Below are 12,852 nucleotides of genomic sequence, written 5' to 3'. Positions count from 1 at the left end.
CAAGGTGCGCGTCGTGGCGTCCGGACATGGGAAGCAGAATTTGCTCGAATGAGCGGCTCCTGAGAAGCGAGCGCTGACATGGTTGCCATGTCCGACTGCCGACCTCGAAATGTCCTGGGGAACAGACCTTATGCATCGCCCGCATAGTCGTTCGGCATAAACTCTGGTACAGGGCGTGGGTCTGATCTTTTTCGACAATTTCTCGCAGATGCGGCCGATGCCGGGTCGGTTTGTGAACCCGTTTCCAAAGTTCTGGGATCGCCGCCTGGCTACTGCCGTGTGCCGTCTGCGCTTATTCCAAGTCCGACGCCGGACATTGGGTCCGGGACGGAATTGAAAGGTTGAGACCATGGCCCTCAAGGATATTCTGCCGGGGAAATTCGGCTTTGGCGCAGCACCGCTTGGTAACATGTTCCGCGACATTCCCGAAGCGGAAGCGCGCGCGACGGTCGAGGCGGCATGGGACGATGGCGTCCGCTATTTCGACAATGCGCCCTTCTATGGCGCGGGCCTGGCCGAGATCCGCATGGGCGAGGCGCTGAAGGACAAGCCGCGCGCCGATTATGTCATCAGCACCAAGGTCGGCCGACTGATCCTGGACGAGGTCGAGGATGTGAGCGCCCGCGACCTGGGCGAAAAGGGCGAGGTCTTCAAATATGGCCGCCCCAACAGGATCGTGAACGATTATTCCGAGGACGCGACCTATCGCTCGATCGAGGACAGTCTGAAGCGGCTGAAGACCGACCATATCGACATCGCCTGGGTGCATGACATCGCGCAGGATTTCTATGGCGACGAATGGCTGGCCATGTTCGAGACCGCCCGGCGCGGTGCCTTCCGCGCGCTCGACCGGATGCGGGACGAAGGGGTGATCAAGGCCTGGGGCCTGGGCGTGAACCGGGTCGAGCCGATCGAACTGCTGCTGGCGCTGGACGAACCCCGGCCGGACGGTTTCCTGCTGGCGGGGCGCTATACGCTGCTCGACCATGATCGCGCGCTCCAGCGCGTGATGCCGATGGTTGCCGAGAAGGGCCTGGGTATCGTGGTCGGCGGCCCCTATAGTTCAGGCGCGTTGGTGGGCGGTCCCAATTTCGAATATGCCCCCGCGACCCCGGCGATCCTGGACAAGGTCGCCCGCATCGAGACGCTGGCCGACCAGCACGGCATCAGCATGAAGGCGGCGGGCCTGCAATTTGCCCTTGCCAATCCGGCGGTCGCCGCCGTGATCCCCGGCGCCAGCCAGCCCAAGCGGATCGCCGAGGATCGTGCCGCGCTCAATGAAGTCGTGCCCGCCGGATTCTGGCGCGCGCTGCGAACTGCCGGCCTCGTCAATCCGGCCGCTGCGCTGCCCATCACGGACTGACCTGCACGGTCGGCCTGATACGCGTCCCCGACCAGGCTGCGTGCGGGTCGGGGCGCACCCCGCGCCATTGTCCGGCGCCTATGAACAGGAGGGAATTGACCATGATCGAAGTGAACAAGGATGCGACGGCCCTTGGGCGTCGCGACATCCTGCACGCGGCCGGCGCCGCGATCCTCGCCGGCGCCGCCGGTGCCCCTTTTGCTCCACCGGCCCAGGCCCAGAGCAGCGGCGCATCATCGCCCGCGACGTCCAGCCGGGCATCGTTGGGCGCCCGTCTTCAGGGCGTGCAGCATTTCGGGCTAACGGTCCAGAATATGGAGCGGGCGTATGAATTCTATACCCAGGTGCTGGGCGGTACCGAGGTATTCCGCCATGGCGATTTTTCGGGTGATGCGGTCCAGAATACCTTGCTGGCCGATCAGGAAATCGCCGCCAATGAACAGGGCGTCAATCCGCGCACCATTGGCGTGCCGGACCTGCGCGGCGGGGCGCAGCGGCTCGATGTCCGCTTCATCCAGTTCGACAATGTCGTGATCGAGTTGCTGCAATATCGCGATGCCGACCAGCCAATGGGCGGACCGAAGGCCTTTGCCGAACCGGTGCAGCATATGAGCCCGGCCTTCCCCCGGATGATGCACATCTGTTTCTATGTGCGCGATGATGTCGACTTCAACCAGTTCATCACCGACCTAGAAGCGGAGTCCGCCCGGCGCGGCATGACGCAGGTCCGCGCAAATCGCATTATCCGCGTGCGCAGCGAGGCCGAGCGTAAGGCCGCGCCCCAGAGCAGCAACACCAACAAGGTGACGGTCGCCCCGTCGGACGGATGGGAGCTGATCTATTGCAAGGGGCCGGAGGGCGAGCAGCTCGAATTCGTGAAGGCGCTGGGGCCGGTGAAACAGCGCTTCGCCAACACGCTGGCCAGCCGCCAGAAGGCCCGTGCCGGGCTTTGAACCCAAGCGGGGCGGCGTTGCCCGCCCCGGTTACCTTTCCCACATGCCAAGCAAAGGAACGCATGATGCGCAACATTCTCATCGGACTGTCGCCCATGTTGCTGTCGCTGGCCGCGACGGGTCCGGCACTTGCCCAGGCACCAACGCCAGCGCCTGTCGCCGACACGGTCCGCTATAACCGCATTCCAGATGGCGCCTGGTCGATCGTGGCCCAGGTGCGGGCGAAACCCGGCAAGGAAGACGCATTGCGCGCGGCAACGCTGCCGCTGGTGGAACTGGTCCGCAGCGATCCCAAGAATTTCGTCTATTTCCTGCAGGAGGATCGCGCCAAACCGGGCCATTTCATCTTCTATGAAGTGTTCGAGACCCAGGCCGATTTCGAGGCGCATAACGCCATGCCCTATGTCCAGGCCTGGTTCGACAGGCTGCCCGAACTGGCAGAGGGCGGGGTCGAGGTGATGCGCATGGCGATATTGGGGCACGGTGCCCACTGAACGATCGGCGCGGTCGGGCGGTCAATCGCCCGGCCACCTCATCCCTCGGTCAGAAAGGCCTGCATCCGTGGCACGGTAAAATCGAGAAAGGCCCGGACCCGCGCGGGCAGGAATTGCGCCCCGCGAAACAGGGCATGGATATCGTCCACCTCGCCAATCTCGCTGTCGATCAGCAGTTCCACCAGTTCGCCGCGCGCGATCGCCCCGCGCAGATGATAGTCGGCCGTCCGCACGATGCCGACGCCCGCAAGCGCCATCCGTCGCAGTGTCTCGCCATTATTGGCCAGCAGCGACCCGCTCAGCATCCGCTCCACGATCCGGCCGCCCTCGCGCATCGGCCAGACCGGCATGGCGCGTCGAAAATTGAAGCCAAGGCAGTTATGGCCGACCAGTTCCTCCGGCGTACGCGGCGTGCCGTACCGAGCGAGATAGGCGGGCGAAGCGACGATCCGGCGGCGCGTCTCGCCAATCCGGCGCGCCATCAGGATGGAATCCTGCAACTTGCCGACGCGGATCGCGACGTCCGTGCGGTCGAGATACAGATCGACCACCTCGTCCGACAGCGACAGATCCACGATGATCCGAGGATAGGCCTCGAAAAAGGCCGGCAGGATCGGTTCGAGCGCGGTGGTGCCGAAGGTCACGGACGAGGTGACACGGACCAGGCCTTCGGCTTCCGCGCCGCCCTGTGCGATCTGCTGTTCGGTCTCGTCGATCTGGGCGAGCATCGCCTGGCTGCGTTCATAATAAAACTGGCCTTCGCCGGTCAGCGCCAGTCGCCGGGTTGATCGTTCGATCAGGCGTACGCCCAGCCGCGCTTCCAGCCGGGCGATCAGCTTGGACACGGTCGAGGGCGTCATCAGCATCAGCCGCGCCGCTTCGGAAAAGCTGCCCGCTTCGACGACCCGAACGAACACCATCATCTCGCCTGCGCGATTGTCCATGCCTCACCTGTGATCGAGCGACCGGAAAGCGCGTGAAACATAGCCTGTTTCGCCAGTGACGTCGCGCCATCTGTGAAGCGATCTATCAAATGCAAGCAATTAGCGGCGAGGGCCGACGCTCTCTAGCTGCGATCCAGCCCGAGCGCCCGGTCATCGGCCGTTGCCGCGGCCATTTCGGCCTGGGCCGCGGCGATACGCGCCTGTGCCTCGATCAGCTTGACCGCGGCATCGGTGGCCGCTTCCTCGCGACTATTGACCAGGAAGAAATCGCTCGTTCCCAGATCGAAGCGGCGCCGCTCGGCCTGGGCCAGTCGTTCGGCCAGGTCGCGCTGCCGCCGGGTCGTATCCACCAGCACGCGCGCGGCATCGACCTCGATGCCGATGCCGGCCACTTCGGTGCGGATCTTTTCCGCCAGATAGCGCTGCTTGACGGTGAGTTCGTCGATCTTCGCCTGGCTCTCGGCGACCTTGCCCTTCGCCTTGCGGTTCTGCAGCGGCACCTTGAAGGTGACGCCGACGATCACCTCCAGCGGAGTGCGGCTATAGCCTCCCAGCCCCTGGGCGCCGACATCCTTGGCAACCTGCCCCTCGAAATCCAGCTTGGGGCGGGTATCGTTCTCGGCCAGCGCCAGCTTGACCGACGCATTGTCGATTTCCTCCAGCAGGATGCCGAAGTCGGGGCGATCCTCGATCGCGAACAGCGGGTTGATCCGCAGGCCGTCGAACGCGGCGGCGGACGCGGGCAGGCGCGCGGCATCGACGAGGATCGGCAATCCGTCCGCATCGCGATAATAAAGCGAGAAGCTGTTGGCCGCCGCCATGAATTCCTGCCGAGCCTGCACCACCAGCGCCTCGCGCTTGACCATGTTGGCTTCGTTTTCGGTCAGCAATATCGCGGATTTGGCGCCCAGTTGGACCTGGCGCGCAATGCCATCGCTGCGACTTTCGGCCAGATCGTAGAGCGCTTCATAGGCCTTGAGCTTGAGGCCGCTCGCCACCCATTTCTGATAGGCGGCAATGGCGCGCGCCTGCACGCCGATGGCGGTCGCCCGCGTTTCAAAGCGCGCAATGTCGATGTCGTTGCCGGCGATTTGCGACGCGGACCGCCGCGCGTCGATCAGGCGATCGCGCATCAGCGCATAGAGCGCCCCGATCTTCAACTCGCCCGCGCGATTGGTATAGGCCTTGTCCTCATAGACCGGGAAATCCCCGCGCGAATTGCGATACTGGCCATAGACATAGCCGCCGTTGCCGGTCAGCGGGCGTTCGACCTTGCTGTCGATCAGCGTGCCGTCATAATAGCCCTCGACCCGGCTGCGGGCATCCACGGAAAACACCGTGTCGAAGGCGCCCTGTGCGATGATCGCGCGCCCTTCGGCCTGACGTGCGCGCGCCAGGGCGGCAATGATGTCGGGCGCCGAGCGGGCCGAGGATTGCAGCACCTCGTCCAGCGTCAGCGGCGTCGAGGGCTGCCCTGCGGTCGGCGCGGGCGTCGCGCCGACCGACAAGGCTTCACCAGCCGCGCACGGGAGGGTGCCCGCGCCCATGGCCGCGACCAGCATGGGAAGCGCCATGGCGCGCCACATCGTCACTTCTTCTTCTCGATCGAACTCTTGTCGTCCTTGGGCGCTTTCGCCTCGCCCTTGCCGGCCACCTGATCCTGGCCGAAGTTGAGCGGGAAATCGTTGAGCTGGCGCCACAATTCGTACCAGACCGACACCGTGTCGCCCTGCACCCAGCCCAGCACCTTGCTGCCCTGACGGACGAAGCGTCGCTCCGGCCAGGCGGTCTTGCCCGGCGCCTGTTCAACCAAGATCCGGAACAACCCGTCAGTGCGCGGCGTGGGGTCGACCGACCGCACCTGACCGTCATAGATACCAACGGCAAAAGCCGGCCAGCCGCTGAACTGGAAGGCGGGGAAGCCCTCAAATTCCAGCCGCACGTGGCGACCCGGCTCGACCAGCGGCACATCGCGGCCGTCGACATACAACTCGACCGCGCGGGTGATATTCTCGGGCGCGATCGTCGCCAGCACCGTGCCGGACGAGATCAGCGCGCCGCCCGCTGCGGCATTCAGATCCTGCACCCGACCTTCGCGCGGCGCCGAGACGATTTGCGCCGAACTTTGCGCGAGCTTGATCTCGATCTGCTTGAGCTTTGCCCGCGCTTCGGCGAGCTTCGCATCGACATCGGCGACCTTGATCTGGGTCTGCTCATAGTCGCGCCGGGCGGCCAGCCCTTCGGCATAAAGCTGGCTGGTGCGATTGACGTCGATCATCGCGGTGGCCCGCGCCTGCTGGACCGCCGCGATCTGTGCTTCGACCTGCGCCTTTTCGCCCGCCAGCCGGGCGAGGAAATCGGGATCGACATCGACCACCCGGACGATCGGATCACCGGCGCGGACATGATCGCCGTCCCTGACGTAGAATTCGGCGACGCGGCCGCTCACCAGCGAGGATACGTCGCGGGCGCGGTCCTGCGCGCTCAGCGTCGTGACCTGACCACCGCCCTGCGCCGTCTGCTGCCAGGGCACGAACAGGATCGCCAGCACGAGCAGGACGCCCAGCAGGATGAGCCAGGCGACGGTCGTCACCAGTCGGGGTGGGTGCAACTGGGCGAGCGATGGGAAATGTTCGGCCTGGGCGCGATCGAGCGTCATGGCTGCGCCTCCCGCGCCGCGACGAAGCGGGCAAATTCATCCTTGTCGGTGAACCGTTGCTGCGCGCGCGCGCCGACCCAATACCAGGCGTCGAGGTCGAGCGCTTCGGGGCGCCCGCTGCTCAGCAGCACGGTCGTGCCCGCTGCCCGCAACTCGGCCAATGTCGCCTTGAGGCTGGCAATCGGCATCATGTCGTAAAGTTGCGACAACAGCAGCACGCGCGGACGGCTGAGCAGGGCATTGGCAAGCTTGAGCTGCATCACTTCGACGATCGACAGCGGCGAGCCGGAACTGGCGAGCTGGGTGTCCAGCCCGTGCGGCAACCTGGCGAGCCGCGCGCCCAGGCCAACCCGTTCCAGCGCATTCATGATCCGCGCCCCATCCATGTCGCGGCCTTCGGCGAACGAGAGATATTCGCGCAGGGTAACATCGATGATGGTCGGGCGATTGAGCACCATCACTGCTGAGCGCAGCAGATACATGTCGAAACTGCCCAATTCGCTGCCGCCGATCAGGACGATGCCGTTGTCGGGCGCGGCGTGGCGCTTGAGCAGCAGCGCCAGGGCGCTCTCCATGCCCGGTTCGGCCAGGATCACCGCCTGTTCGCCGCTCGCAATCTCGAAATTGATCTGGGCCTTGTCGATCTCGACATCGCGGAAGCGCACCGATCCGTCGCGTGGCGCTTCCCCGCGCTGGCCAAGCCGCTCCTGCGGTATGGCCAGGATTTGCGACAATTCCTCGCTGCTCGCGACCAGATCATAGAAGGTGTCGAGATAGGAACCGAGCTGGTAGATGCCGTAGAAGACGCCGGACAGGATCAGTTCCGCCGCAACCAGCTGCCCGATCGAAAGCTGGCCGGCCAGGATCAGATTGCCGCCGAGCGCGAGCAAGGCAGCGGCCGCGAAGGCATAGACCAGGAAATAGCCCAGCGTCTGCGCGAAACTGTAGCGGAAATAGCGGCGATGCGCGGCGATATAGTCGGCAATGACTGTTTCGGAGCGGTCCATCGCGAAATTCAGGTGCCGGGCCGATTTGTAGAAGCCGTTGGAACCGCCGACGCTTTCCAGCCAGTGCGCGGCATTATGCTTGGCATGGCTGACACCCACCGCGCCGGTGATCGCGCCATGCCGCCAGGCCAGCCAGATCATCAGGCACACCGTCACCAGCACTAGGTTGAACGCCAGGAAGAAGGGATGGTAGAAGCTGGTCACGACCAGTCCCACCGCCCCCTGCAGCACGATGGTGAAGGCGCCGATCACCAGGCTGGGCACCGATTTCTGGACGATCACCATGTCGAAATAGCGGTTGAACAGGCTGCCCCGGCTTTCATCCACGAAGAAGGGGTTTTGCGCATGGACCGCGCGCACGGTGATTTCCGCAACCACCCGCGCAAAGATGCGGCGTTCGAAGATCGCCAGCAGATAGACGCGCAGCGCGCTCAGCCCTGCCACGACCAGCAGCAGCGCCAGCAGCACGCCGGACAGGATCCACAAGGGCGCGACCAGCGCGGTGCGCGCCACCGAGTTGATCAGCAGTTGCACGGAGATGGGGGTCGCCAGCGACAACAGGCTGATCGCTATCGTATAGACGATTCCGACATTCACATAGCTGCGATCAGGTCCCACGACCTCCGACAGCCACGCGGCCGCCTGCCGCAAGCCGAAACGCTCACTCGCCAACTCGACACCTGTTCCCTGCCAGCCTCATCGAAAGCGCCCCTAACCGCGGCGATTACGGCCCACAATGGCTTATGCTGCACAGCAACATAAACTTATGAAGCGTTTGCAGAATGGTGCGAACCTAAGGAGGAACCTTTCGCATAACGTGTAAGTCAAGGGCGTTGCAGGATAGGCAGATTCCGGTTCATCTCCCTTCCATTTGGCGAAGCGAGGTCGGGTCCGAGGCGTGCGTTCATGGAGACAGCCATTTCGCGGGCAGCATCCTACACGCGCAGCAAGCTGGTCATGGTGCGGACTTGCGCCTTATGTGCGTCGCGCCGACAGTGGTCATGACATATTTGCCACGATGGCGGAGGATGATGGTGCGCGAGTCTCAGCCCCTGATCCCATGGAGCCAAAGGACATGTCAAAGAGCGCCGACCCTGCTAGCCGCCGTGATGTACGGGCGATCAGTTCTGCGGTGCGAGCCAGGGAGGACGGAGCCGATAGGAAGGTTCGCTTCGTCGCCACATATTGGCGGGCTAATCGCCGACTGCTTCCACGGGCGGGCAGTCGAACACATCTGCCACCCCGACCGTCCCGGCAAGGGCAACAAGATAGGTCTCCCAGGCTACAAGGCCGGCCGCGCGCAAGTTCAGCTGCAAATTCTTGTCTTATACGCCTGCGATTCCCTTGCGCTTGTGGTTGAGCGTCAACGCAGCAATGTTGTGGTCGACCCCAGCTGCTGCACATTGGATCGGAAAGTCTGGTGCAGCTCGTGGAAATGCTGGGACGGGATCGGGCGACCCGTGAGCTTTTCCATCCTGGCATGGATGCGGTCACGGACCGTGAACCAGCCATCGAGTTTTTTTGGGGAGGGCATAATGACCTCGACCGTCTCGAGGCGAAGGAAAGCATGGCACAAATTTGCGCACAATTCCTGTCAAACCGGGGCCAAATCAGGTCAATCCAGTCCATCCGGGGTATGTGCGGGGAAATGCGACAGTATGCTCGCAGCTGCCTGTAAGGCACTGTAAATAGTCAGTTTTGCGATCATTTCTATGTCTTGGAAATGGTAGCGGAGGAGGGACTTGAACCCCCGACACGCGGATTATGATTCCGCTGCTCTAACCAGCTGAGCTACTCCGCCCCATGGGCCTCGCAGGGGGTGTTTCCCTGCGGTGAGGCGGCGCTATACGCAGGGGATGGACAGTGGTCAACGGGGCGATTGCAAAAATCTGCATTCTTTTTTGAACACCTCGCCAGCCACCCCGTCGCGCGCTCGTTTGCGCGCGTAGAAACGATCGGCACGGCCTATTTCCGCAATCCAGACATCGCCGACGGAGCGCTTTTTCCGCTCCGCCATTTTTGTCTTGCAATCGCAACGATGCGGCGCACTATTGTTGCAATGCACAACCGGCCGAGGGCCGAGGGAGGAACGACAACTTGCCCTTCCATGAAATGTTTGAGCCTGATGGTTCGCTGCGCCCCTGTTACGACGAAGTGCAGAAATGGGTGGAGCGGACAGGCATAGCCGGGCTCAATCGTCGCATGGATGAGGCGGAAGCGATCTTCCGGCGCATCGGCATCACCTTCGCCGTCTATGGCGAGGGCGGCGACCCGGAACGACTGATCCCCTTCGACCTGCTGCCCCGCATCTTCACCGCGAATGAATGGCGCATCCTCGACAAGGGCATTCGCCAGCGCGCCCGCGCCCTCAACGCCTTCCTGCACGATGTCTATCATCGCGGCGAGATCGTGAAGGCGGGCATCATGCCGGCCGACATCATCTATCGCAACAGCGCCTATCTCGCCGAAATGGCCGACTTCACCCCGCCGGGGAAAGTCTACAGCCATATCGTCGGCATCGATATCGTGCGCACCGGGCCGGGCAGTTTCGAGGTGCTGGAGGATAATTGCCGCACCCCCTCGGGCGTGTCCTACATGCTCGAAAATCGCGAGATCATGACGCGCATGTTCCCCGAACTGTTCGCGCAGGGCATGGTCGCGCCGGTCGACGATTATCCCGCCGAACTGCTCAAGAGCCTGAAGGAAGTCGCGCCCCCGGCATGCAAGGGCGATCCCGTGGTGGTGGTGCTGACGCCCGGCTCGCTCAACAGCGCTTATTATGAGCATAGCTTCCTCGCAGATCTAATGGGCGTGGAACTGGTCGAGCCGGCCGATCTGTTCGTCGACAATGACCGGGTCTGGATGAAGACGACGCTCGGCCCCAAGGCTGTCGATGTCATCTATCGCCGCATCGACGACGAATATATCGACCCGCTGGTCTTCCGGCCCGACAGCCTGCTCGGTGTCCCCGGCATCTTCAGCGTCTATCGCAATGGCGGGGTGACGCTGGCGTCGGCGCCCGGATCGGGCATCGCCGACGACAAGGCGGTCTACATCTATGTGCCGGAAATGATCCGCTTCTATCTGGGTGAGGAGCCGATCCTCGACAATATCCAGACCTGGCAATGCTCCAAGCCCGACGAAATGGCCTATGTGCTGGAGCATCTGCACGAACTGGTGGCCAAGGAAGTCCATGGTTCGGGCGGCTATGGCATGCTGATCGGCCCCAAGGCGAGCAAGGCGGAGGTCGAGGCCTATGCCGAGCGGATCAAGGCCAATCCCGGCGAATTCATCGCCCAGCCGACGCTCGACCTGTCGACCGTGCCGACGCTCGGCCCGGCCAGCGTGGTCGGTCGCCATGCCGATTTCCGCCCCTATTGCCTGGTCGGCAAGCAATTGCGGCTGGTCCCCGGAGGCCTCACCCGCGTGGCGCTGACCGAAGGGTCGCTGGTGGTCAATTCCAGCCAGGGCGGCGGGGTCAAGGATACCTGGGTGTTGCAGGACTGATGGGCGCGACCGCCTCCTTCCTTCCGACTGCCCTTGATGATGCCGGGCCGGGCGCAACGACGCCGGCCCCCACGGTGAAAAGAGCCAAGACATGCTGAGCCGGACCGCCGAAAATCTCTTCTGGATGGCGCGCTATATGGAGCGCGCCGAAGCCACCGCCCGGCTGCTGTCGATGGGACAGCGCATGGCGATCCTGCCGGGTGCGCATCATCGCGACGAATGGCGATCGGTCGTGCGCGCAACCGGTGCCGGGCATCAGTTCCCGGACGGCGTGCCGGTGACGGAAAGCGATGTCGTGTCCTTCCTGATGCTGGACGCCGACAATCCCAGCTCTATCCGCTCCTGCCTGCTCAAGGCCCGTGCCAATGCCAAGTCGGCGCGCACCATGCTGACCCAGGACATGTGGGAGGCGCTCAACGACGGCTGGCGCAAGCTCGACAGCTATGACGTGGCCGAGGCCAAGGCGCAGCTACCGGCCCTGATCGATTGGGTGAAGACCCGCGTCATGACCTTCCGCGGCGCGGCCCATTCGGGCCAGCTGCGCAATGAAGGCCATGATTTCCTGCGCTGCGGATCGGCGCTCGAACGGGCGCAGATGACGCTGCGGCTGCTCGATGTGAAATATTATGTGCTGCTGCCCGAGACCGAGGTGATCGGCGGCAATCGCGATCATTATCAATGGACGTCGGTGCTTTATGCGCTGTCGGGCGCGCGCGCCTATCATCATGTCTATGGCGGCACCTACACGCCCTGGCAGATCACCGACTTCCTGATGCTCAACCGGCTGTTCCCGCGCAGCGTCGCCTATTGCTGCGATCAACTTGCCTATCGGCTTAACCGGCTGGCCGGCTGGCACAATGCGCGCGGCACCTGTCATGACACGGTGAAGCAGCTGGTGAGCGAACTGGAGGAACTGGACGCCGGCGAGATTTTCCGCCGTGGCCTGCATGAAACGGTGCAGTACAGCCTGATGATGAGCAACCGGCTCGGCGTCGAAATCGCCGAAACCTATCATTTCGGCTGAAGGGGGAGGGGAAGCGCGCCATGAAATTGCTCGTCCGTCACCAGACCGTCTATGGCTATCCCGCCTCGGCCGGCCGCGTTGCGATGCGGCTGAAGCTGGTGCCGGTCGATACGCCGGGCCAGAAAGTCCATGACTGGCAGGTCAGCATCAATGGCGAGGCGCTGACCAATTTTCGTCCCAACAGCTATGGCGAGATGGAGGCTGTGTGGGTCCGCCATGATAGCCTGAACGAGGCGGTGATCGTTGCCGAGGGGCTGGTCGAGACGCGCGAGACCCATGGCATTGGCGGCCTGCCGCAATGCCGGGTCGATGCCCGCTATTTCCTGCGCGACACGGCGCTGACCAGGGCATCCGACGCGATCCGCGCCATGGTCGCCGCTCTTCCCAAGGGCGACGGGCCGCTGGCGCAACTCCATGCCCTGTCGGCCGCGATCAGCGATGCCGTCCAGTATCGGCCGGGCGTGACCGGCGCCGACACGACCGCGGCGCAGGCCTTCGCGCTGGGGGCTGGCGTGTGCCAGGATCATGCCCAGATATTCCTGGCTGGTGCGCGCCTGCTGGGCGTCCCGGCCCGCTATGTTTCGGGCTATCTGCTCGCATCCGAGGGCGATCTGCTGCACGAAACCCATGGCTGGGCCGAAGCGCTGGTGCCGGGGCTGGGCTGGGTCGGCTTCGATCCGTCCAACCGCGTCTGCGTCACCGAACGCTATCTGCGCCTGGCCAGTGGCCTTGATGCCGACGAAGCTGCCCCGATACGGGGCTCCGTTACGGTCGCGGGCGATATCAGCATTGACGCCGATGTCCGGATCGCGCAGGCGGAAGACGGAGTCGAGGAACGGCAATTGCAACGCCAGCAACAGCAGAGCACGCCCACGCCTCGCTCCTAGGGTAGAGATAAGCA

Annotated in this window: 10 protein-coding genes and 1 tRNA gene; 6 read left to right on the top strand and 5 right to left on the bottom strand. The window is 63.8% G+C overall.

Annotated elements, in window-relative coordinates; all coding sequences use genetic code 11:
• The first annotated feature begins 349 nt into the window (after window positions 1–349).
• The 3 genes from N6H05_RS17465 to N6H05_RS17455 all read left to right on the top strand — a co-directional run bounded on the left by N6H05_RS17465 (window position 350) and on the right by N6H05_RS17455 (window position 2,810).
• Entirely contained in the window at window positions 350–1,363 is a 1,014-nt protein-coding gene (locus tag N6H05_RS17465) for an aldo/keto reductase (protein ID WP_284110855.1), read from the top strand.
• A gap of 101 nt (window positions 1,364–1,464) precedes the next feature.
• Window positions 1,465–2,316, top strand: a complete 852-nt coding sequence (locus N6H05_RS17460) for a VOC family protein (protein WP_284110854.1) — start codon at window positions 1,465–1,467, stop codon at window positions 2,314–2,316.
• 62 nt (window positions 2,317–2,378) lie between these two features.
• The gene (locus N6H05_RS17455; RefSeq protein WP_284110853.1) at window positions 2,379–2,810 is read left to right on the top strand and encodes a putative quinol monooxygenase; all 432 of its coding nucleotides are present in this window, start codon (window positions 2,379–2,381) and stop codon (window positions 2,808–2,810) included.
• 38 nt (window positions 2,811–2,848) lie between these two features.
• On the opposite strand, the gene N6H05_RS17450 is transcribed toward N6H05_RS17455, so the two are convergent.
• The 5 genes from N6H05_RS17450 to N6H05_RS17430 all read right to left on the bottom strand — a co-directional run bounded on the left by N6H05_RS17450 (window position 2,849) and on the right by N6H05_RS17430 (window position 9,221).
• Window positions 2,849–3,754 (bottom strand): LysR family transcriptional regulator, encoded by a 906-nt coding sequence (locus N6H05_RS17450; protein WP_284110851.1) that lies wholly within the window; start codon window positions 3,752–3,754, stop codon window positions 2,849–2,851.
• 122 nt (window positions 3,755–3,876) lie between these two features.
• Complete coding sequence (locus N6H05_RS17445; RefSeq protein ID WP_349666228.1) at window positions 3,877–5,340, bottom strand: TolC family protein; 1,464 nt, start codon at window positions 5,338–5,340, stop codon at window positions 3,877–3,879.
• 2 nt (window positions 5,341–5,342) lie between these two features.
• The gene (locus tag N6H05_RS17440; RefSeq protein WP_284110848.1) at window positions 5,343–6,413 is read right to left on the bottom strand and encodes an efflux RND transporter periplasmic adaptor subunit; all 1,071 of its coding nucleotides are present in this window, start codon (window positions 6,411–6,413) and stop codon (window positions 5,343–5,345) included.
• The gene (locus N6H05_RS17435; protein ID WP_284110847.1) at window positions 6,410–8,092 is read right to left on the bottom strand and encodes an ATP-binding cassette domain-containing protein; all 1,683 of its coding nucleotides are present in this window, start codon (window positions 8,090–8,092) and stop codon (window positions 6,410–6,412) included. The genes N6H05_RS17440 and N6H05_RS17435 overlap by 4 nt, the downstream gene beginning before the upstream one ends.
• A gap of 1,052 nt (window positions 8,093–9,144) precedes the next feature.
• Window positions 9,145–9,221, bottom strand: a tRNA-Met gene (locus tag N6H05_RS17430).
• Window positions 9,222–9,517: 296 nt separating this feature from the next.
• Between N6H05_RS17430 and N6H05_RS17425 the strand changes: the two genes are divergently transcribed.
• From N6H05_RS17425 to N6H05_RS17415, 3 genes are all read left to right on the top strand, one after another.
• Window positions 9,518–10,927, top strand: a complete 1,410-nt coding sequence (locus tag N6H05_RS17425) for a circularly permuted type 2 ATP-grasp protein (protein WP_004212139.1) — start codon at window positions 9,518–9,520, stop codon at window positions 10,925–10,927.
• Window positions 10,928–11,018: 91 nt separating this feature from the next.
• Entirely contained in the window at window positions 11,019–11,951 is a 933-nt protein-coding gene (locus N6H05_RS17420; protein ID WP_004212140.1) for an alpha-E domain-containing protein, read from the top strand.
• A gap of 20 nt (window positions 11,952–11,971) precedes the next feature.
• Window positions 11,972–12,838, top strand: a complete 867-nt coding sequence (locus N6H05_RS17415; RefSeq protein WP_284110845.1) for a transglutaminase family protein — start codon at window positions 11,972–11,974, stop codon at window positions 12,836–12,838.
• Window positions 12,839–12,852: the final 14 nt, after the last annotated feature.

It is taken from the genome of Sphingobium sp. WTD-1 (assembly GCF_030128825.1).
Lineage (GTDB): Bacteria > Pseudomonadota > Alphaproteobacteria > Sphingomonadales > Sphingomonadaceae > Sphingobium.
Note: the sequence above shows the minus strand (reverse complement) of the source record. Positions and strands in the feature narration are given on the sequence as shown.